Raw genomic sequence first — 20,889 nt, 5'->3', positions numbered from 1 at the left:
TAGGATATTTTTCGGATGAATCAGCTTTTGGTCTTTGTGTGTGACGGCGCCCCCGTGCGGGGTGAGTTTGTCTCGATTGGTAGTGCGTGGCAGAACATCTTGGCCCTGCGCAATGACCCACCGGCGGTGCAAAAGGTGATGGGCGAGTTTATTGCAGCAGCCACGCTCTTAACGGCTAGCATCAAGCTCGATGGCACTTTAATTATTCAAGCCCAGAGTAAGGGGCCAATTCAGCTCTTGGTGGTTGAATGCACATCCCAACTTGAGATTCGGGCGAGTGTCACCCTCAATCCGGATTTTGGTCAAATTCCTGATAATGCCACTCTCGCTGAATTACTTGATGCAGAGGGCTCAGGGCGCTTAGCCATCACCCTCGATCCGATCGATCGCAAGCCATCCCAAACACCCTATCAAGGAATCGTGGCATTAAAACGACCATCCTCCACCCACCCCGGTTTGGACGAGCCGATTGAAACGGTCGCAGAGGCCATCATGCAATATATGCAACGCTCCGAACAAATTGATACCCGTATCTGGCTCGCCTCAAGTTCAAAATCCTTGGGCGGTTTTTTATTGCAACGCATGCCCGATGCCGGTGGCGCCTCTCAATATGACCCCAAGATGATGTCCGAGGGTTGGGAGCGCATTCAGATGCTAGGAAGCACCATTACCAATGAAGAGCTCTTAGAAGTTGCGCCTGAGACCTTATTGCGTCGCTTATTTCTCGAGGAATCGGAGCGCTTTGGTGTGCGCAGCTTTCCAATACGCCTCGTTCGCTTTGCCTGCCGCTGCTCACGTGAGCGAGTTGCCGATGTGATTCGGATGTTAGGTCAAGAAGAGGTCGATAGCATTTTGGCCGAACTCGGTGCGGTAGAGACTCGCTGCGACTTCTGTGGCATGCAATATCGTTTTGATGCGGTTGATTGCAAACAAGCGTTCGCCAGCGCGACGCTCAGCGACGCTGTGCGACCGGCCTCCAAGGGGCATTAACTATTGCTTGGGTGTTGCGGGTACTGGAGCGGCATTAGGGCTTGAGGGCACGCCGTCTTTTGGTACGATCTGCACAAAATATTCGCCCTCTTTGAGCATCCCATGCTCTGATCGGGCCCGTTCTTCAATTGCACGTGTGCCCTCTTTTAAATCCTTTACATCGCCAGCCAGTTTATTGTTCCGAATTTCTAAGGCTTTATTTTTCTGGATTTGCGCATCGAGCTGACGCTCTAGCTCATAGGCCTTGAGCCATCCGCCCTGACCAAACCAGAGCGGATACTGAATCACGATCAGCAACCCCAACATCGAGTAGATAATCAGGCGCATTACGCAAGCAGGCTTACTTTAAATTGTGCAGGTTGTAGAACGCAGCCTTACCGGGATAGCTCGCCACATCACCCAGATCCTCTTCAATACGCAGGAGCTGGTTGTACTTCGCGATCCGATCAGAGCGAGACAGGGAACCGGTTTTAATTTGACCAGCATTGGTACCCACTGCAATATCCGCAATGGTGCTATCTTCGGTCTCACCAGAGCGATGAGAGATCACTGCAGTGTAATTGGCGCGTTTAGCCATCTCGATCGCCGCAAAGGTCTCAGTGAGTGTGCCAATTTGGTTGATCTTGATCAGAATCGAGTTCGCAATGCCTTTGTCGATCCCCTCTTTGAGAATGCGAGTGTTGGTGACAAATAGATCGTCCCCAACCAACTGGATAGTTTGACCAAGCTTTTGAGTTAAGGTCGCCCAGCCATCCCAATCACTCTCATGCATCCCGTCTTCAATTGATACGATCGGGAACTGATTGGCTAAATTGCCGAGGTAATCCGCAAACTCGGTGGAACTCAGTTGCAAACCCTCGCCTAATAAATGGTACTTGCCATCTTTATAGAACTCACTCGCCGCACAATCTAAGGCCAGCAACACATCATCACCGGCGTGATAGCCCGCTTTCTCAATCGCACTCAGAATGGTTTCTAGGCACTCTTGATTGCTCTTGAAGTTGGGCGCAAAGCCACCTTCATCACCCACCGAGGTTGGCATATTTTTATCGTGCAATATTTTTTTGAGGGCATGAAAGACCTCGGCACCACAGCGCAACGCCTCCCGAAAACTATCCACACCCACTGGCATGATCATGAACTCTTGAATATCCAAGCTATTGTTAGCGTGGGCACCGCCATTGACGATGTTCATCATCGGTACTGGCAATTGCATGGCGCCCGAGCCACCAAAATAGCGATAGAGTGGCAAGCCGGCCTCTTCTGCAGCGGCGCGTGCTACGGCCATCGATACCGCTAAGGTAGCGTTTGCGCCAAGACCGGCTTTATTGTGGGTGCCGTCAAGATCATTCAAGGTGCGATCCAGAAATGCTTGCTCACTCGCATCTAGACCTAATACCGTTTCAGCAATTTTGGTATTGATGTTCTCAACGGCTTTTAGTACGCCTTTGCCAAGATAACGAGAGGCATCACCATCACGCAACTCGATCGCCTCGCGCGAGCCAGTCGATGCACCCGATGGAACCGCAGCGCGGGCCATGACACCCGATTCCAACAGAACGTCGCACTCGACGGTGGGATTACCACGCGAGTCCAGGATCTCACGACCAATAATGTCAACAATTGCACTCATGCTCTCTCCTAAATATCTGTTCGGTGATGAAGGTCGATGATTGACTAAGGGTCAACCCACAAATCGGTCTTCTAAATACATATTGGCTTGTTTCACAACACGATCCAACTGTTGCAGCGTTGCTAATAGCTCTTTTAAGTGATTGAGCGGCACTGCATTGGGGCCATCCGATAAAGCCTTAGCTGGATCCGGATGGGTTTCCATGAAGAGACCGCTGATGCCGACTGCTACCGCTGCGCGCGCTAGCACCGGCACAAACTCACGCTGCCCACCACTACTGCTGCCTTGACCACCGGGCAATTGCACAGAATGGGTTGCATCAAACACAACGGGGGCTTGCGTCGCGCGCATGATGGCGAGGCTACGCATATCCGAGACTAAGTTGTTATAGCCAAAGCTGGCACCACGTTCGCACACCATAAACTGATCGGGTAGGTTTTTCTCACGCGCAGCAGCCCGCGCTTTATCGACTACATTACCCATCTCATACGGGGATAAGAATTGCCCCTTCTTAATATTGACTGGTTTGCCACTTTGAGCAACAGCAGCAATGAAGTCTGTCTGGCGACAGAGAAACGCTGGGGTTTGCAAGACATCAACTACGGAGGCTACCGCTGCCACATCGCTGATTTCATGTACGTCGGTCAGGACTGGTACGCCAATTTGTTTCTTGACCTTTTCTAAGATTGCCAAGCCCTTTTCCATTCCCAGTCCCCGAAACGAGGATCCTGAGGAACGATTGGCTTTATCAAAGGAGGACTTGTAAATGAAGGGGATGTTGAGATCGGCACAAATTGCTTTGATCTGACCAGCCGTGTCAATAGAAAACTGCTCCGACTCAATCACGCATGGGCCCGCAATCAAGAAGAAAGGTTTGTTTAAACCAATCTCGAAGCCACACAAATGATTAAACATAAAGATCCAATTACGCAGCGACTGCTGTTTTAGCAGTTTGACGCGCGAGCGCTGCGCGGATGTACGCCAAGAACAAGGGGTGCCCGGCTCTTGGGGTTGAGGTGAACTCGGGGTGGAACTGCACACCGAAGAACCATGGATGCATCGATTTAGGCAACTCCATCATCTCCGGCAGATCTTCATTGGGGGTACGCGCAGAAATAATCATGCCGGCCTTCTCAAGCTTTGGAGCGTAGATATTATTCACCTCATAGCGATGGCGGTGACGCTCATTTACTTCAGCACCATAAATGCTATGAGCAAGTGTATTGGGCTTCACTGGGCATTTTTGTGAACCCAAGCGCATTGTTCCGCCCATATCGGAGTCGGCTGCACGTTTTTCAATCTTGCCCTCACGATCGAGCCACTCGGTAATGAGTGCCACAACTGGATTGGGGGTCTCTGGATCAAACTCGGTGCTGTTAGCCGCCTCAATCTTAGCAACATGCCTAGCAAACTCGATCACAGCAAGTTGCATTCCCAAACAGATACCTAAATATGGCACGTCGTTCTCACGCGCATACTGAATGGCTTTGATTTTTCCTTCAGTGCCGCGCTTACCAAATCCACCGGGTACCAAAATAGCATCGAGATCATAGAGGCACTCGAGATTGCCCTGCTCAAGGCGCTCGGAGTCAATGTAGCGAATATTAATTTTGGTGTGATTGTGAATGCCAGCATGGCGTAGTGCTTCAATCAATGATTTATACGATTCGGTGAGGTCCACATATTTACCCACCATACCAATCGTGACCTCATATTGAGGATGTTCAAGCTCGTACACCAAGGAATCCCACATCGAGAGATCGGCAGGTTTGGCTTGAATATTGAGCTCCTTGCATAAGAGCTCATCCATCCCCTGCTCATGCAGCATCTTCGGAATCTTATAAATCGTATCGACATCCCACACTGAGATCACTGCTTCTTCACGCACATTCGAGAACAAAGAGATCTTGGCGCGCTCGTCATCGGGGATCTCGCGATCGGCACGGCACAATAAGACCGTTGGCAAAATCCCGATCTCGCGCAGTTTTTGCACCGAGTGTTGGGTGGGTTTGGTCTTCAACTCACCCGCACTCTGAATCCAGGGCACTAGGGTGAGATGGACAAATGCGCAATCACCTTTAGGAAGTCGCAAGCTCATTTGGCGGGCTGCTTCCAAGAACGGGAGTGATTCAATATCGCCGACGGTACCGCCAATCTCGCAAATGGCAATATCGGCATGGCCATCATGACTGGCTTTAGCACCCTTCTCCACAAAGGCCTGAATCTCATTGGTAATGTGGGGAATCACTTGAACTGTCTTGCCGAGATACTCACCACGGCGCTCTTTGCGAATCACCGACTCATAAATTTGGCCGGTGGTGAAGTTATTGCTCTTGCGCATCTTGGCGCTCACAAAGCGTTCGTAATGACCCAAATCGAGATCGGTCTCAGCCCCGTCTTCGGTCACAAATACTTCTCCGTGCTGAAACGGACTCATTGTTCCGGGATCAACGTTGATGTAAGGGTCTAATTTTAGGAGGGTGACTTTCAGGCCGCGTGATTCAAGAATCGCGGCAAGCGAGGCGGCTGCAATTCCTTTTCCGAGAGAAGAAACTACACCACCAGTGACAAAAACGTATTTGGTCATCGCTTAACGTCTATTGGTAATACGCAATTATAACGATAGCTGGAGCGGATTGAAAAAAAGAGACTTCGGACTTGCCCTAAGTAAAATTAGGAATGCGTTTATTGTTCGCCATCCTCATCACCCTTCTATCCCTGTTTTACTTCCTGCCCGTAGCGATTGCGTTTTACCGCAAACGCGCCAATACCGGGGCTATTTTTGCCCTGAACCTCTTTTTAGGTTGGTCCTTAATTGGCTGGGTGATTGCCCTGGTTTGGGCTCTGAAGGACGAAGAGATCCTGTAAATATCAGGCGGATTAGGGGTATTTTCACTAGATCCGCTGTCAGTAAAGTTTTACAATATAGCCTGTTCTTTTGGCCCACTTCTGATCAGGAATCTTATGTTAGACGCATACCAATCCCATGTAGCCGAACGTGCTGCGCAAGGCATCCCCGCCCTCCCATTAACCAAGGATCAAACCGCTGAATTGGTCAAAATGCTGCAAAACCCTCCCAAGGGTTTAGAGGCACAACTCCTTGATTTAATTACCTATCGTGTGCCTGCTGGGGTGGATGAAGCCGCTAAGGTGAAAGCTGAGTTTTTGGATGCGGTTGCTAAAGGTAAGCTGCAGTCCCCCGTGATTTCTCGTGTCAAAGCGACCGAACTCTTGGGCACCATGCTTGGGGGCTACAACATCAAGCCATTAGTTGAATTGCTTGAGGATAAGGAGTGTGGCGCTGCTGCGACCGAAGCCCTCAAGAAAACCTTACTCATGTTTGATTACTTCAATGATGTCAATGACTTAGCAGAGAAAGGTAATGCAAATGCTAAGGCTGTTATTCAGAGCTGGGCGAATGCCGAGTGGTTTACCAGCCGCCCCGCCGTCCCTGAGTCCATGACCCTCACGGTTTTCAAGGTAACTGGTGAGACCAATACTGATGACCTCTCCCCGGCCCCCGATGCTTGGAGCCGTCCAGATATTCCGCTCCATGCGACCGTCATGCTCAAGAACCCCCGTCCGGGTATTGAGCCTGATGAGGCTGGAGTGCGTGGCCCCATGAAACAAATTGAGGCTCTTAAACAAAAGGGTCATCAAATTGCCTATGTGGGCGATGTCGTAGGTACCGGATCGTCTCGTAAATCGGCTACCAACTCTGTGCTTTGGTGGACTGGCCAAGACATTCCCTTCGTTCCCAATAAACGTTTTGGCGGCGTTTGCTTAGGTGGCAAGATTGCACCGATCTTCTTTAACACCATGGAAGATGCGGGTGCCCTGCCAATTGAGCTCGATGTCAATCAAATGAATATGGGCGATGTCATTGAACTTCGCCCCTATGAAGGCAAAGTGCTCAAAGATGGCAAAGTGATTGCGGAGTTCACCCTGAAGTCACCGGTGATTCTCGATGAGGTCCGCGCCGGCGGTCGTATTCCACTCATCATTGGTCGCGGCTTAACCGCCAAGGCGCGTGCCTCACTGGGCTTACCTGCATCGACCGAGTTCCGAGTACCGATTAGCCCACCTGATAACAAGAAGGGCTTTAGCTTGGCGCAGAAGATGGTCGGTCGTGCCTGTGGCTTGCCAGAAGGTCAAGGCGTTCGTCCCGGTACCTACTGCGAGCCCCATATGACCACCGTTGGTTCGCAAGATACAACCGGCCCCATGACTCGCGATGAACTCAAAGATCTCGCCTGCCTTGGGTTCTCGGCAGACTTAGTGATGCAGTCGTTCTGCCACACCTCGGCCTATCCAAAGCCAGTGGATATTCGTACCCATCATGAACTGCCATCGTTTATGACCAATCGCGGCGGCGTCTCACTGCGCCCAGGCGATGGCGTGATCCACAGTTGGTTAAATCGCTTGTTATTACCTGATACCTGTGGCACGGGTGGTGATAGCCATACTCGTTTCCCAATTGGCATCTCCTTCCCCGCTGGCTCGGGTCTGGTCGCATTCGCGGCTGCCACCGGTGTCATGCCTCTGGATATGCCCGAGTCTGTCTTGGTTCGCTTTAAAGGTCAAATGCAACCTGGCATTACATTGCGCGACTTAGTGAATGCCATTCCCCTCTTTGCGATTAAGCGTGGCTTACTCACCGTCGAGAAAAAAGGCAAGAAGAATGTGTTCTCGGGTCGCATCCTCGAGATTGAGGGCCTGCCTGATCTCAAGGTTGAGCAAGCCTTTGAACTTTCCGATGCATCGGCCGAGCGCTCAGCCGGTGGTTGCACTGTGCATCTCAACAAAGAGCCCATCATTGAGTACATGCGCTCCAACATTACGCTCATGAAGTGGATGATCGCGAATGGCTATGAAGATAAACGTACGCTCGCGCGTCGCATTAAGGCGATGGAGAACTGGATTGCAAATCCACAATTGCTCAAGGCCGATGAGAATGCAGATTACGCTGAGATTATTGAGATCGATATGAACGAGATCAAGGAACCCATCTTGGCCTGCCCCAACGATCCCGATGATGTCAAATATCTCTCGGAGGTTCAAGGTGACAAGATCGATGAGGTATTTATTGGTTCGTGCATGACCAATATCGGTCACTTCCGTGCGGCTGGCAAGATCCTCGAAGGTAAAACGGATATTCCAACGCGCTTATGGATCGCGCCACCCACCAAGATGGATGCCATGATCCTTACCGAGGAAGGTTATTACGGCATTTTGGGTCGCACGGGTGCACGCATGGAGTCGCCAGGTTGTTCGTTGTGCATGGGCAATCAAGCGCAGATGCGCAAGGGTGCCTCAGCGGTTTCTACATCGACACGTAACTTCCCTAATCGCTTAGGAATTGATACGCGGGTGTATTTAGCCTCTGCGGAGTTGGCTGCAGTCGCCGCCCTCTTGGGTCGCATACCCACCATGGCGGAGTACTTGGAACAGTTCCAAGCGGTCAATGCCAAAGCCAATGATGTGTATCGCTATATGAATTTTGACAAGATCAAAGACTTTAGTGAGGTTGCGGATACCGTCAGTGTTTAAGTCTTTCCTTAAACGATTAAGCCCAAGGTTTTAGCCTTGGGCTTTTTTGTTTCAGTTTTCACTCTTCGGTGATGATTTAAATCTCAATGTAAGGCGACTGGCTTCGCTTGTTTTCTGCGTTTATGCATGATCCAAGCGCTGTGGACTCTGGTAACGACCATGATTGGCCAGAGTAATGCGCATAGCAGGACCCAAAAGGTGCGGGTCTCAAATGGGCTGTCATCCGAGCCCTTTGCCTTATGAGGACCCTCACTAAATAAGTGACGTTGTTCATAGGTGATAAACCCAAAACACGCGCCAAAGAGGATGAAAAGGCTAATAAAAGTAGTGTCGGTCATCGCTAATACCCCACAAAGGTTGTGTAAAGCGAATATTACACCTAAACATGTAAAAGAAAAGTGTTATTTAAATAACCAGTCGCTCTTCTTGGTGGGCATTCACAGCCCGTAAGCCATTTGCCCAAGACTTGGTTGGCAATCCCGTCGTTTTCTCAATAATTTTTGCGCGCTGCACAATATGCTCCCAATCAGTTTTGATCATTGGTCCTTTGAAAGCGATCGCGACGGCATTGCAATCGTGCGATTCCGGGAATATCAGCACCCTACCCTGAAAGGCTTTACACATATGATTGAGATTAATGTCAAAGCTTTTGTGTTGTGAGAACAGATTAACGGTCATCACCCCAACTGTCTTTAAGGTTCGGTAACAGGCTTGATAAAACTCGAGCGAACTTAAGACGGGACCTTTGGCATCCGCATCATATAAATCCACTTGCAAGACGTCGAACTGCTGCTGATGCCGTTTGTTATTCACAAAGGCTAAGGCATCCTCCTGTAGAACTCGTAGCTTCGTATGGTCGTCGGGTAAAGCAAACATCGTTCTCGCCGCCAGGATGACTGCGGGGTTTAGCTCGACAACCGTATTCACAACATCGGGACAATGCTCTAAGGTGAACTTCGCGAGTGAGCCAGTACCCAAGCCCAATTGCGCGACCTGCATCTTGGGCTTACTCTGCAAAAAGAGTAACCATGCCATCATTTGCTGCGAGTACTCGAGATAGATCTCATTTGGATCGCGAATGCGCATCGCGCCTTGGATCCATGGAGTACCAAGATGGAGATAACGAATTCCGCCTGACTCCGAGAATGTCACAGGGGGAAATTTAGTTTTATTACTGGCCACCTAGTTCACCCAAACACGGGCATTACGGAACATGCGTAACCAAGGGCTTGCGCCATCGGCGTTTTGGTTCCATTGCTTGGGATACCAACTCATTTGCACATTTCTGAAGACGCGCTCGGGGTGCGGCATCATCACGGTAAAGCGGCCATCAGCAGTCGTTACGCTGGTGAGTCCATGGGGTGAGCCATTGGGATTAAAGGGATAGCATTCAGTTGGATTACCGTAGTGATCAATAAAACGCATGGCTGCTAAGTGATTGGATTCAATCTGCTGATAATTACCTTGGTGTTTAAAGTTGGCATACCCTTCACCATGCGCTACTGCGATGGGTAAATGACTGCCTTCCATCCCTTGAAAGAATAATGATGGTGAATCCAATACTTCCACCATCACCAAACGCGCTTCGTATTGCTCCGATTGATTACGCGTGAACTTCGGCCACGCATCCGCCCCCGGAATGAGTTTCGATAAATTACTCATCATCTGACAGCCATTGCAAACACCCAAGGCAAAGCTGTCCGAGCGATTGAAAAATGCCTTGAACTGATCACTGAGCATCTGGTTAAACAAAATGGTCTTTGCCCAACCCTCACCCGCTCCCAATACATCGCCGTAGCTAAATCCACCGCAGGCTACTAAGCCTTGAAAGTCCTTCAGATGGGCTCTGCCAGCCAGTAAATCGCTCATATGTACATCATGCGTGGCGAAGCCGGCAAGATCCATCGCATACGCCATCTCCAGATGCGAGTTCACGCCTTGCTCGCGCAAGATTGCGATCTTTGGACGACTTACTTGTTGGAGATATGGCGCACTGATATTTTTACTGGGATCAAACGTGAGTTTCGGGCTCATACCCGGGTCCTTGGCGTCATCTAAGGCATTGAACTCACTATCGACGCATTCGGGGTTATCGCGCAGGCGAGCAATTTGATAGCTGGTGTTTTGCCAAAGTTTTTGCAAGGTGATGCGGCTCTCTGTATAGATACATTTGGCATCGCGCCAGATCTCTAGGGTGTCGTTTTGATTGGCTTTGCCAATCACATGGCTATAGGCACTGATGCCCTGCTCTCGCAAGATAGCAAATACCTGATCACGCTGGGACCGTTCAATCTGAATGACCACTCCAAGCTCTTCATTAAAGAGTGCCCGTATGGTTTGCTCGTGGCGTCGACCACTCACTTGGCTAGCCCAGTTCTTCGCATCACCATAATCTTGTTCGGTCCGCGCATCAATGCAAAGTAGATCAACATTGATCGAAATACCGCGGTGAGTAGCAAAGGCCATCTCGGCAATACAGGCGAGGAGTCCTCCGTCCGAACGGTCGTGATAGGCCAAGACCATTTGTTTGGAACGCAGTTGTGTAATCGCGTTGGCAAATCCTTTGAGGACCTCAGGTCTGTCAACGGAGGGTGCCTCAGAATCGGTTTGATCAAACACTTGGGTAAGAATGCTACCTGCCATGCGATTTTGATTACACCCTAGATCAATCAGAATCAGCTCGGTATCTGCGATCTCGGTGTTGAGCTGCGGTGTGAGTGTTTTACGAACATCTTGCACTGGGGCAAACGCTGAGATGATTAGTGAGACCGGTGCAATCACTTGTTTGGTTTGATTCTGATCCTGCCAGGTCGTGGCCATTGATAAAGAATCTTTCCCCACTGGGATCGAGATTCCTAAGGCCGGACAAAGTTCCATGCCGACCGCCTCGACTGAGGTAAAGAGTTTGGCATCCTCGCCCGCTTGACCACAGGCGGCCATCCAGTTCGCTGAGAGCTTAATGTCTTCAATCCCTCGGACATCTGCTGCCAGAATATTCGTGATGGCTTCACCCACCGCCATCTTGGCTGCTGCTGGCGCATTAAAGAGAGCCACGGGGGTGCGCTCACCCATACTCATCGCCTCTCCACGATAGCCCTGATAGTCCATCGTGGTGACCGCGCAATCAGCTACCGGTACTTGCCATGGACCCACAAATGGGTCCCGCGAGTTCAAGCCTCCTACGGTGCGATCCCCGATCGTGATTAAGAATGATTTACTGGCTACCGTTGGTTGTTGTAATACCGCCTCAATCGCCACTTTGAGATCAATCTCATTGCAATTGATGGGGGCAAACTGCTCGTGCGTACTTTCTACATCACGGTGCATTTTAGGAGGCTTACCTAGGAGCACCTCCATGGGCATATCAATTGGATATTGTTGATCTGGGTTGGCGCTTTGCTGCTGATCGTGCAATTGCAGTTGACGCTCTTGCGTGGTGTGGCCCACGACGGCATAAGGGCAACGCTCCCGCTCGCAAAGACCGGCAAAGCGCTCAAGGTCTTTAGCGTGGATCGCAATCACATACCGCTCTTGCGATTCATTGCACCAGATCTCGGCAGGACTCATACCGCTCTCTTCCAGCGGAATGTTGCGTAGCTCAAATTGCGCACCAAGCTTGGCGCTATCGGCGAGCTCAGGAAATGCATTCGATAAACCACCTGCTCCGACATCATGGATTGACACAATGGGGTTGTTCTCCCCTAATGCTCGGCATTGATTAATCACCTCTTGCGCACGACGCTCAATCTCGGGGTTGCCACGCTGTACGGAGTCAAAATCAAGATCGGCGGTGTTGGTCCCGGTTGCCATGGAGCTTGCTGTGCCACCACCCATACCAATGCGCATCCCTGGGCCACCCAACTGAATCAGCAGATCGCCATCTAGAATGGTTTTCTTATGGGTGTGAATGTCTTCAATCGCACCAATCCCGCCCGCGATCATGATGGGCTTGTGATAACCGCGGCGCTTGCCTGCAATCGTTTGCTCAAAGACCCTGAAATACCCTCCCAGATTAGGGCGACCAAACTCGTTATTAAAGGCGGCGCCACCCAATGGGCCATCGATCATGATTTGTAAGGGGGTCGCGATTCGCTCTGGTTTGCCGTAGGGCTTTTGCTCCCATGGCAAGTTCGTTCCAGGAATATGTAAGTTCGATACCGAAAACCCAGTAAGACCTGCTTTGGGTTTGCCACCAATACCGGTTGCGCCCTCATCACGGATCTCTCCACCCGATCCTGTAGCCGCCCCCTGGAACGGAGCAATCGCAGTGGGATGGTTGTGGGTCTCAACCTTCATTAAGGTGTGTACTAAGGCTCGCTTCGTGTGGTATTGCCCTGCGGGGCCCGAGGAGCTCCATACATCCGCTTCGCACCCTTCCATAATGGCCGAGTTATCCGAGTAAGCCACTACTGTCCCTTTGGGTTGCAAGCGGTGCGTGTTCCGAATCATGGCAAAGAGTGAGTGTTCTTGCGCCTTTCCATCGATTGTCCAACTCGCATTAAAGATTTTGTGGCGGCAGTGTTCACTATTTGCCTGGGCAAACATGATCAACTCAACATCGCTAGGATTGCGACCTAAGCGCTTGAAGTTCTCTTCGAGATAAGCGATCTCATCGGTAGAGAGTGCTAAGCCGAGCGATTGGTTTGCATCATCCAGTGCCTTTTGACCCAAACCAATGACATCAATACGGGTGAATGGGCGATCGGGTAAGGTTTGATAGAGGGCGTTCGCCTCATCTGGGGAAGCAATGATGACCTCGGTCATGCGATCAAACAGGCTGGCGTGGAGAATACGTTCTTGTTCTGGGTTGAGCGTGCGTTTTGCGCTCCATTGGTAACGAATACCGCGTTCAATTCGAAGGACTTTTAATCCGCACTGATGTGCGATATCCGTCGCCTTACTTGCCCACGGAGAAACCGTGCCAAAGCGTGGAATCACGATCGCACGATTAGGCGCTGCTTTTGCTTCAAATGGTTCACCATACTGCAGTAGTGCCTCGAGGGTCGCGAGCTCATCGCTAGTTAGTTCATTCGCAGACCATACAAAATGGAGATACTGAGCATGAATCGACTGAAGTTCAATCCCTTCCTGATGGAGGTAACTCAGAAGCCGTTGTTGACGGAATACAGAGAGGGCATCGGCCCCGGGCAGACAACGGAAAAAGGACATCGTGTAATTATAAGATCCCAGCGACCCCAGTCCTTGTTTTAGACCAGACGACCACCTTGCAGGGTTAACTGACGGCTGCAGCGCCTTGCGAGTTGAGGGTCATGGGTTACTAGGATTAATGTGGAGCCGTTCTCGCGGTTGAGCTCAAAAAGGAGCTCAATGACTTTGGAACCGCTAGCCTCATCCAAACTACCAGTGGGCTCATCGGCAAACAGAATGGATGGCTCGCTCACAAATGCACGGGCTAAGGCTACGCGTTGTTGTTCACCACCGGATAAGGTTTTTGGGTAATGCATTAAGCGTTGCGATAAACCGACGCGTGCGAGGCAATCGGCTGCGAGCTCACGTGCTTGAGAGAGGGGCGTACCGCGGATCTCCAAAGGCAGCATGACGTTCTCGAGGGCATTGAGATGCGGTACTAGCTGAAAGGACTGAAACACAAAGCCCACGAACTGACCCCTGAGCTTTGCTCGACCGTCTTCATCTAATCGACCAAGATCCTGTTCCATAAGCTCAATCGAGCCGCTCGTGGGTAGATCTAGGCCAGCCATCAATCCCAACAGTGTGCTCTTACCAGATCCCGATGCTCCCACGATGGCAACCGACTCTCCTGATCGAATCGTGAAATTAATATCCTGCAAAATGGCAAGCAGCCCATCACTGGTCTGAACCGTTTTACCTACACCTTTGGCCTGCAAGACTGGGGCAGATTCATGCACAATAGTCAATGTGAATCCTTTGTTTAAACAATTTATTGTTGGATTGGCCTCCATCTTACTCGTCAGTGCTGCACCCGTGCAGGCACAAACTGCTAAGACCCCAAGCGCGACTCCACAACTCCTCGTTCTGGGCGATAGCCTTTCTGCAGAGTACGGACTGCCACGCGGCACCGGTTGGGTGGGATTACTCCAAAATCAATTACGTAAGGATGGCAGTATTTGGCAAGTTGCCAATGCCAGCATTAGCGGTGAGACCACTGCAGGTGGCTTAAGTCGTCTGCCAGATCTCTTAAAACGTATCAAACCTCGTTTAGTGATTATTGAGCTTGGCGCCAACGATGCCTTGCGAGGACTCTCGCTCGCGGCTACCCAGAAAAACCTCAAAGAGATGATCGTGATGAGTAAGAAAAGTGGTGCTGAGGTCTTGCTCGTAGGGATGCAAATCCCTCCCAATTATGGTCAGGAATACACCAAACAGTTTGCGCGATTATTTGTAACCCTATCGCAGTCGGAGCAAGTTCCCCTGCTGCCATTTTTTCTGGAGGGTGTCGCTACCCGGCCTGAGTTATTTCAGGCGGATCGGATTCATCCAAATGAACAGGCACAACCAATCCTGTTTAACAACGTTTGGAAGGCTCTCGAACCGTATCGAGAGCTTCTTAAAACCAATTGATTATTACTTCAGAGGATTGATAACCTTCACATCCGCCAAGATGCGCATGTGATTGAGGAAGGCTGCAAACTCAGCTTGGGCTGCAAGAGCTTCCATTTGCTGTGCTTGTGCAGCTCTCATTTTAGGGTCTGCAGCTGGTGGTTGGCGCACTTGATCAATGCGATACAAAGTGATTCCGCCATCCGAGCCTTGAGCAGATACCACGACAGGTAGTTTGGCTGGATCAACCGCCATGACCGCATCGAGTTGTGGGCCAATCAGATCGATTGGCTTATTACGCGAGACCCATACTGGCTTACCAAAACCATTGGTGTCATTCGGGTTCTTTTGTAGGGCCTCAAAGCGCGTGCCTGCTGCTTCGGCTGCTAGTTTTTGGGCAGCCTTCAGACTGTATTGACGGCGCACTTCAGCACTCACCTCTTTGTAGGGTAAAACTTTAGAGGGGTTGAACGTTACTACGCGCGCCGATACAAAGGTGCCAGGGGCAATTTGTACTGCTTCGATATTACGTTTGTTCTTGAGTGCTTCATCATTAAATAGCGCTTGCACCACGCGTCGGTCATTCATGGGATGATCTTTGGAAAGACTCGCTTGACCATTACGCCCCACCCCTTTGGCCGACTGAATGGAGAGCTTTAATTTATCCGCTGCTGGTTTAAGACTGTCAGCTTGATCATAGGTGATGTTGGCGAACTGATCAGCCTTGTCATTAAATACCTTAGCGTCTTCTTTAGGATCGGCTTTGAGAACCAGGAACTCCACATCGATGGTCTCAGGAGACTCAAAGAGTTTGGTATTAGCCTGGTAATACTCCTGCAGTTGAGCATCGGTTGGGTTCACTTTATTTACAAACTCATTGGCAGTAAATCGTAAAGATTGAACCTGACGTTCGGTCTCATACATGGTTGAGATCATGCTCGCTAATTTTGGATTTGGTAGCTCGGTACGCGCCACTGCGGTAACCAGTTGCTGAATCATGAGATCAAAGCGTTGAGCGTTCTCAAATTGATCAACGGTCATGCCCACATTGGCTAATAGTTGACGATAGCGGGCAGAGTCAAAACTACCATCGGGTTTGTACATGGCTTTGATCTCTGGGATCTGCGCTAAGCTTTGACTGAGGTAGGCATTGCTAATACTGAGTTTGAGGTCGCGCACGGCAAATGCCAAGAGACGCTGCTGGATCAACTCATCCAATACGGCTTGTCGGAAGGGCAAACTCTGCGCAATCTGAGTAGTTCCACCAAATCGCTCGGCTTGACGCTTAGCATTGTTATCCACCTCTTGGGTGGTAATGGGTTTGCCATCAATCTTGACCAAATCGGTATCTTTGTCAAAGAAATCCGTATAGCTCGAGATACCAAAGAGCGCAAATGATGGGACGATAAAGATCAACAGAATGATCTGAGCTAGTTTTTGGTGTTTACGAACGGAGTCGAGCATGGATTAAAAAGAATGGTGGGTGCTAACGGGATCGAACCGCTGACATTCTGCGTGTAAGGCAGACGCTCTACCAGCTGAGCTAAGCACCCGTAAAACTGACAACCGAGATTGTAACTTAATGTTTGATGACGTCTCCACTCGCAGGGCTGCTGGTTTGCTTAGCAGCCTCGGCGGCCTTTTTAGCTAACTCCTCAGGGCTGGGATCGGGTAGAGGCTCGGCCTTGCGCTCTAAGGCAAGTTCCAAGACCTTATCAATCCAGCGAACTGGGACAATCTCGATCGCATTCTTCACATTATCCGGAATATCAATTAAATCTTTGACGTTCTCTTCCGGAATCAGGACCAACTTAATCCCGCCACGGTGTGCTGCCAAGAGTTTTTCTTTCAGGCCGCCAATTGGAAGGACCTCGCCTCGTAAGGTGATCTCACCAGTCATGGCAATGTCTGAACGTACAGGGATTCCGGTAAATACCGAGACCAGTGCGGTGGTGATTGCAATACCTGCCGATGGACCATCTTTGGGGGTGGCACCCTCCGGGAAGTGAATATGAATGTCCTTCTTCTCAAAGGCCTCATCCACAATACCGAGTCCCTTGGCGCGCGAGCGCACCACCGTTCTGGCAGCCTCGACGGATTCTTTCATCACATCACCAATGGAGCCAGTACGAGTGATCGTGCCTTTACCTGGCATCAGAGCTGCTTCAATCGTGAGCAAATCACCACCAACCTCTGTCCATGCCAGACCCGTAACCTGCCCAACTTGGTTCTCCTTTGCGGCGGAGCCAAAGTCAAACATGCGTACCGATAGGAATTTCTCGAGATTATCAGCATCGACTTTGATCGGTGCACTCTCTTTTTTGAGGAGCAACATCTTCACGGTCTTGCGGCAGATTTTGCTAATCTCACGCTCGAGTGCACGAACACCTGCCTCGCGCGTGTAATAACGAATGATGTTCCGAATTGCGCTCTCATCAATGGTGAGTTCACCGTCTTTCAAGCCATTGTTCTTATTTTGTTTTGGAATGAGGTAGTTCTTCGCAATACTGAGTTTCTCATCCTCGGTATAACCGGCTAGGCGGATTACTTCCATGCGATCGAGCAGGGGCCCCGGGATGTTGAGTGAATTGGCAGTTGCCACAAACATCACATCCGAGAGATCAAAGTCCACTTCAACATAGTGATCTTGGAAGGTATGGTTTTGCTCTGGGTCCAGAACCTCAAGCAGAGCGCTCGCGGGATCGCCACGGAAATCCATACCCATCTTATCCACTTCATCAAGTAGGAACAATGGATTACGAACACCAACCTTAGTGAGACTACTCAGAATCTTGCCTGGCATTGAACCAATATAGGTACGACGATGCCCCCGAATCTCCGACTCATCCCGGACTCCACCCAAGGCCATGCGCACAAACTTACGGTTCGTTGCGCGTGCAACCGATTGTCCAAGCGAGGTCTTACCGACTCCGGGCGGTCCAACCAAACATAGAATGGGTGCTTTCACGCGATCTACCCGTTGCTGAACCGCAAGGTACTCCAGAATACGTTCTTTGACTTTGTCGAGCCCATAGTGGTCCTCGTTCAATACCTTTTCAGCATTACTCAAGTCGTTATTAATTTTGCTCTTCTTGCGCCATGGCAAGTTCACCAAGGTATCAATGAAGTTACGGATCACCGTCGCCTCTGCCGACATCGGTGACATGAGTTTTAATTTCTTGAGCTCAGACTCGGCCTTCTTCAAAGCCTCTTTGGGCATGCGTGCCGCTTTAATGCGCTTCTCCAGCTCTTCAAGGTCTGCGCCTTCTTCGCCCTCACCCAGTTCTTTCTGAATGGCTTTCACCTGCTCGTTGAGGTAGTACTCGCGCTGACTCTTTTCCATCTGGCGCTTCACGCGACCACGAATCCGCTTCTCAACTTGCAAGATATCGATTTCGCTCTCAAGATCTGTTAAGAGACTTTCTAAGCGTTGCATCACACCGTTCATTTCCAATAGGCGCTGCTTTTGCTCAAGTTTTACTGGCAAATGCGCGCAAATGGTGTCGGCTAAGCGGCTGGGATCATCAATTCCTGCAAGCGATGCCAAGATCTCTTGGGGGATTTTTTTATTAAGTTTGACGTATTGATCAAACTGAGCCATGATCGCACGGCGCAGTGCTTCAGTCTCGTGCGCGTCGACCACCTCAATCTCTTTAGGAGTGGCCTCGCAACTGAAGTAGCCCAAGCTATCTTCAATCTGACTGACTTCAGCCCGTTGCGAGCCTTCAACGAGAACCTTCACGGTACCGTCCGGGAGTTTGAGCATTTGCAGGATGCTGGCAATGCAGCCCACCTCATACAGGTCCTCAACCGAGGGCTCATCTTTGGCGGCGGCTTTTTGTGCCACCAGCAAGACACTCTTACCGGTCTCCATCGCGGCCTCAAGGGCCTTAATCGATTTGGGGCGACCCACAAACAATGGGATCACCATATGGGGAAAGACCACCACGTCCCTTAAGGGCAACAAAGGTAACTGGATGGGTTCAGAAGGAAGTAATAATTGTCCTGGCATTGCGTTGTTCTCCAGTTAGTTCTATGACTAGCATACTACCTATGTGGGGAGTTCATCGAAAAACTCAATACCAATCATACAAAAAAGATCAAAAATACCCCAAATTAGGGTTAATTTTGCAAAAACGGCTTAATTTCAGAGAGTTTTATGACAAAGGCCTAAGCCTTTTTGCTTAGGGATGACTCCGCGTCATCGCCACCCTGCTTGTACACAATCAAAGGCTTAGCGCCAGATTGCACGGTACTGTCGTCAATCACAACTTTTTGGACATTCTTCATCGATGGAAGTTCGTACATCACATCCATCAGCACGCCTTCGAGCAGAGATCGCAGGCCTCGGGCACCAGTTTTACGAGCAATCGCCTTCTTCGCAATCGCACTTAAGGCCTCGGGGCGAACCTCTAACTCCACACCCTCCATCCCAAGCAAGGCTTGGTATTGCTTTACCAGTGCGTTTTTAGGTTCGGTCAAAATGGCGACCAGGGCGGTTTCATCAAGCTCCGCTAAGGTTGCAAGTACTGGTAAACGACCAATTAACTCCGGAATCAAACCAAACTTGATGAGATCTTCGGGTTCTACTTCTGCCAAGAGCTGGCCAATACCTCGACTGTCTTTGGCAGCAACTTCTGCTCCAAAACCAATACCCGTCTTTTGGGTGCGCTGCGCAATAACTTTCTCTAGGCCATCAAAGGCGCCACCACAAATAAAGAGGATGTTGGTGGTATCGACCTGTAAGAAATCTTGATTAGGATGTTTGCGTCCGCCTTGGGGGGGTACTGAGGCCATCGTGCCTTCAATCAACTTGAGTAGAGCCTGTTGCACACCCTCACCCGAGACATCACGGGTAATCGATGGGTTATCCGATTTACGAGAGATCTTATCGATCTCATCGATATACACAATGCCACGCTCGGCCTTCTCAATGTTGTAGTCGCAGTTTTGCAAGAGCTTCTGAATGATGTTCTCAACATCCTCGCCCACGTATCCAGCTTCGGTCAATGTAGTGGCGTCGGCCATCACAAAGGGCACATCCAGCATGCGGGCCAAGGTCTGTGCCAACAAGGTTTTGCCGGAACCAGTAGGGCCAATTAATAGAATATTGCTCTTGGCTAACTCCACACCATCGACCAGTGGCTTGTTGTTGCCTGCTTGGGCGGCCGTTTTCTTATTATCTTTAGGTGCTTCCGCTTTGTCGCCTTCCGCCTTCTTCACTTTCGGTGGGGGCAGATGCAATAAGCGCTTGTAATGGTTGTAAACAGCGACTGCTAAGGTTTTCTTGGCGAGATCTTGACCGATTACATATTGATCAAGGTTTAAGCGAATCTCTTGAGGGGATGGTAAGGCATCTCCTTTGTTAGCCAGCGGCTCTTTCGCAATTTCTTCTTGAATAATATCGGTGCATAGATCGATGCACTCGTCACAAATAAACACCGATGGGCCAGCAATTAGTTTTTTGACCTCATGCTGGCTTTTGCCACAGAAGGAACAGTACAGCGTTTTATCCGTGGTGGTAGTTTCGCTCATCGCTTAATCTAGGTATTAGCTACCGCGCTGATCGATCACTTTATCAACCAGGCCATAATCACGTGCTTGCTCAGCTGACATGAAATTATCGCGATCGGTATCTTTAGCGATGGTCTCGATCGTTTGGCCTGTGCGTTGCGACAAGATCGTGTTCAAGCGTTCGCGCAAGTACAAGATCTCGCGAGCTTGGATCTCAATATCGGAGGCCTGACCGCGTGCACCACCTAATGGCTGATGAATCATCACGCGAGCATTGGGCAAGGCGTAGCGCTTGCCCTTTTCACCAGCGGCCAGCAAGAAGGCGCCCATGCTGGCAGCCATTCCCATGCACAAGGTACTCACATGGGGTTTGATAAATTGCATGGTGTCATAGATTGCTAAACCAGCAGAGACCGATCCACCAGGAGAATTGATATAAAGCGAGATCTCCTTGTCGGGGTTCTCGCTCTCCAGAAATAGTAATTGCGCAATCACTAAGTTGGCGGTTTGATCATTGACCTCACCCACCAGAAACACCACCCGCTCTTTTAATAGACGTGAGTAGATGTCGTAGGCACGCTCTCCTCGTCCGGAGGTTTCTACCACCATCGGGACTAAACCAAGGGCTTGGGTCTCAAGTGCGCTCATGCTCATTGACTTTC

The 20,889-nt window shown here is 50.2% G+C and carries 16 protein-coding genes and 1 tRNA gene; 4 read left to right on the top strand and 13 right to left on the bottom strand.

All coding sequences use genetic code 11. The features are described from left to right. Positions 1-15: 15 nt before the first annotated feature. Complete coding sequence (gene hslO, locus QUE60_RS04340; RefSeq protein WP_286227398.1) at positions 16-990, top strand: Hsp33 family molecular chaperone HslO; 975 nt, start codon at positions 16-18, stop codon at positions 988-990. Here hslO and ftsB read toward each other — a convergent pair whose 3' ends face one another. From ftsB to QUE60_RS04320, 4 genes are read right to left on the bottom strand one after another with little or no spacing between them, the layout of a single operon-like run. Next, positions 991-1,317: a cell division protein FtsB gene (gene ftsB / locus QUE60_RS04335; RefSeq protein ID WP_108508378.1), complete on the bottom strand. Its 327-nt coding sequence runs from the start codon at positions 1,315-1,317 to the stop codon at positions 991-993. It lies immediately after the preceding gene. A gap of 13 nt (positions 1,318-1,330) precedes the next feature. Further along, a complete protein-coding gene (gene eno, locus QUE60_RS04330; RefSeq protein ID WP_286227397.1) occupies positions 1,331-2,623 on the bottom strand; it encodes a phosphopyruvate hydratase in 1,293 nt (430 codons plus the stop codon). A gap of 51 nt (positions 2,624-2,674) precedes the next feature. Further along, on the bottom strand, positions 2,675-3,538 hold the full coding sequence (gene kdsA / locus QUE60_RS04325) for a 3-deoxy-8-phosphooctulonate synthase (RefSeq protein WP_286226097.1): 864 nt from the start codon (positions 3,536-3,538) through the stop codon (positions 2,675-2,677). Positions 3,539-3,548: 10 nt separating this feature from the next. Beyond that, the gene (locus tag QUE60_RS04320) at positions 3,549-5,210 is read right to left on the bottom strand and encodes a CTP synthase (RefSeq protein WP_108508375.1); all 1,662 of its coding nucleotides are present in this window, start codon (positions 5,208-5,210) and stop codon (positions 3,549-3,551) included. A gap of 92 nt (positions 5,211-5,302) precedes the next feature. On the opposite strand from QUE60_RS04320, the gene QUE60_RS04315 reads away from it, so the two are divergent. After that, positions 5,303-5,491, top strand: a complete 189-nt coding sequence (locus tag QUE60_RS04315; RefSeq protein ID WP_286227396.1) for a superinfection immunity protein — start codon at positions 5,303-5,305, stop codon at positions 5,489-5,491. 96 nt (positions 5,492-5,587) lie between these two features. Then, positions 5,588-8,173: a bifunctional aconitate hydratase 2/2-methylisocitrate dehydratase gene (acnB, locus tag QUE60_RS04310; protein ID WP_286227395.1), complete on the top strand. Its 2,586-nt coding sequence runs from the start codon at positions 5,588-5,590 to the stop codon at positions 8,171-8,173. A gap of 83 nt (positions 8,174-8,256) precedes the next feature. Here acnB and QUE60_RS04305 read toward each other — a convergent pair whose 3' ends face one another. From QUE60_RS04305 to QUE60_RS04290, 4 genes are all read right to left on the bottom strand, one after another. After that, positions 8,257-8,511 (bottom strand): hypothetical protein, encoded by a 255-nt coding sequence (locus QUE60_RS04305; RefSeq protein ID WP_286224647.1) that lies wholly within the window; start codon positions 8,509-8,511, stop codon positions 8,257-8,259. 67 nt (positions 8,512-8,578) lie between these two features. Further along, positions 8,579-9,355 (bottom strand): spermine/spermidine synthase domain-containing protein, encoded by a 777-nt coding sequence (locus QUE60_RS04300; RefSeq protein WP_286227394.1) that lies wholly within the window; start codon positions 9,353-9,355, stop codon positions 8,579-8,581. Then, a complete protein-coding gene (purL, locus tag QUE60_RS04295) occupies positions 9,356-13,342 on the bottom strand; it encodes a phosphoribosylformylglycinamidine synthase (RefSeq protein ID WP_286227393.1) in 3,987 nt (1,328 codons plus the stop codon). A gap of 38 nt (positions 13,343-13,380) precedes the next feature. Beyond that, on the bottom strand, positions 13,381-14,070 hold the full coding sequence (locus QUE60_RS04290; protein WP_286227392.1) for an ABC transporter ATP-binding protein: 690 nt from the start codon (positions 14,068-14,070) through the stop codon (positions 13,381-13,383). A 1-nt stretch (position 14,071) separates the two neighbouring features. On the opposite strand from QUE60_RS04290, the gene QUE60_RS04285 reads away from it, so the two are divergent. Further along, on the top strand, positions 14,072-14,734 hold the full coding sequence (locus tag QUE60_RS04285; protein WP_458574798.1) for an arylesterase: 663 nt from the start codon (positions 14,072-14,074) through the stop codon (positions 14,732-14,734). A gap of 3 nt (positions 14,735-14,737) precedes the next feature. Here QUE60_RS04285 and QUE60_RS04280 read toward each other — a convergent pair whose 3' ends face one another. The 5 genes from QUE60_RS04280 to clpP form a co-directional block, all read right to left on the bottom strand. After that, on the bottom strand, positions 14,738-16,177 hold the full coding sequence (locus QUE60_RS04280) for a peptidylprolyl isomerase (RefSeq protein ID WP_286227391.1): 1,440 nt from the start codon (positions 16,175-16,177) through the stop codon (positions 14,738-14,740). A 13-nt stretch (positions 16,178-16,190) separates the two neighbouring features. Continuing rightward, positions 16,191-16,266 (bottom strand) — tRNA-Val (locus QUE60_RS04275). A 26-nt stretch (positions 16,267-16,292) separates the two neighbouring features. Then, positions 16,293-18,725, bottom strand: a complete 2,433-nt coding sequence (lon, locus tag QUE60_RS04270; RefSeq protein ID WP_108508368.1) for an endopeptidase La — start codon at positions 18,723-18,725, stop codon at positions 16,293-16,295. A 158-nt stretch (positions 18,726-18,883) separates the two neighbouring features. Next, a complete protein-coding gene (clpX, locus tag QUE60_RS04265; RefSeq protein ID WP_286227390.1) occupies positions 18,884-20,248 on the bottom strand; it encodes an ATP-dependent Clp protease ATP-binding subunit ClpX in 1,365 nt (454 codons plus the stop codon). A 15-nt stretch (positions 20,249-20,263) separates the two neighbouring features. Next, on the bottom strand, positions 20,264-20,881 hold the full coding sequence (clpP, locus tag QUE60_RS04260; protein WP_108508366.1) for an ATP-dependent Clp endopeptidase proteolytic subunit ClpP: 618 nt from the start codon (positions 20,879-20,881) through the stop codon (positions 20,264-20,266). Positions 20,882-20,889 lie beyond the last annotated feature (8 nt).

This window comes from Polynucleobacter sp. HIN11, assembly GCF_030297675.1.
Lineage (GTDB): Bacteria > Pseudomonadota > Gammaproteobacteria > Burkholderiales > Burkholderiaceae > Polynucleobacter.
This window is presented reverse-complemented; position numbering and strand designations above follow the sequence as displayed.

Bases quoted from the DNA above. Each gene is read 5' to 3' on its own strand.
- hslO (WP_286227398.1), top strand. From the start codon at position 16: ATGAATCAGCTTTTGGTCTTTGTGTGTGACGGCGCCCCCGTGCGGGGT.
- ftsB (WP_108508378.1), bottom strand. From the start codon at position 1,317: ATGCGCCTGATTATCTACTCGATGTTGGGGTTGCTGATCGTGATTCAG.
- eno (WP_286227397.1), bottom strand. From the start codon at position 2,623: ATGAGTGCAATTGTTGACATTATTGGTCGTGAGATCCTGGACTCGCGT.
- kdsA (WP_286226097.1), bottom strand. From the start codon at position 3,538: ATGTTTAATCATTTGTGTGGCTTCGAGATTGGTTTAAACAAACCTTTC.
- QUE60_RS04320 (WP_108508375.1), bottom strand. From the start codon at position 5,210: ATGACCAAATACGTTTTTGTCACTGGTGGTGTAGTTTCTTCTCTCGGA.
- QUE60_RS04315 (WP_286227396.1), top strand. From the start codon at position 5,303: ATGCGTTTATTGTTCGCCATCCTCATCACCCTTCTATCCCTGTTTTAC.
- acnB (WP_286227395.1), top strand. From the start codon at position 5,588: ATGTTAGACGCATACCAATCCCATGTAGCCGAACGTGCTGCGCAAGGC.
- QUE60_RS04305 (WP_286224647.1), bottom strand. From the start codon at position 8,511: ATGACCGACACTACTTTTATTAGCCTTTTCATCCTCTTTGGCGCGTGT.
- purL (WP_286227393.1), bottom strand. From the start codon at position 13,342: ATGTCCTTTTTCCGTTGTCTGCCCGGGGCCGATGCCCTCTCTGTATTC.
- QUE60_RS04280 (WP_286227391.1), bottom strand. From the start codon at position 16,177: ATGCTCGACTCCGTTCGTAAACACCAAAAACTAGCTCAGATCATTCTG.
- lon (WP_108508368.1), bottom strand. From the start codon at position 18,725: ATGCCAGGACAATTATTACTTCCTTCTGAACCCATCCAGTTACCTTTG.
- clpX (WP_286227390.1), bottom strand. From the start codon at position 20,248: ATGAGCGAAACTACCACCACGGATAAAACGCTGTACTGTTCCTTCTGT.
- clpP (WP_108508366.1), bottom strand. From the start codon at position 20,881: ATGAGCATGAGCGCACTTGAGACCCAAGCCCTTGGTTTAGTCCCGATG.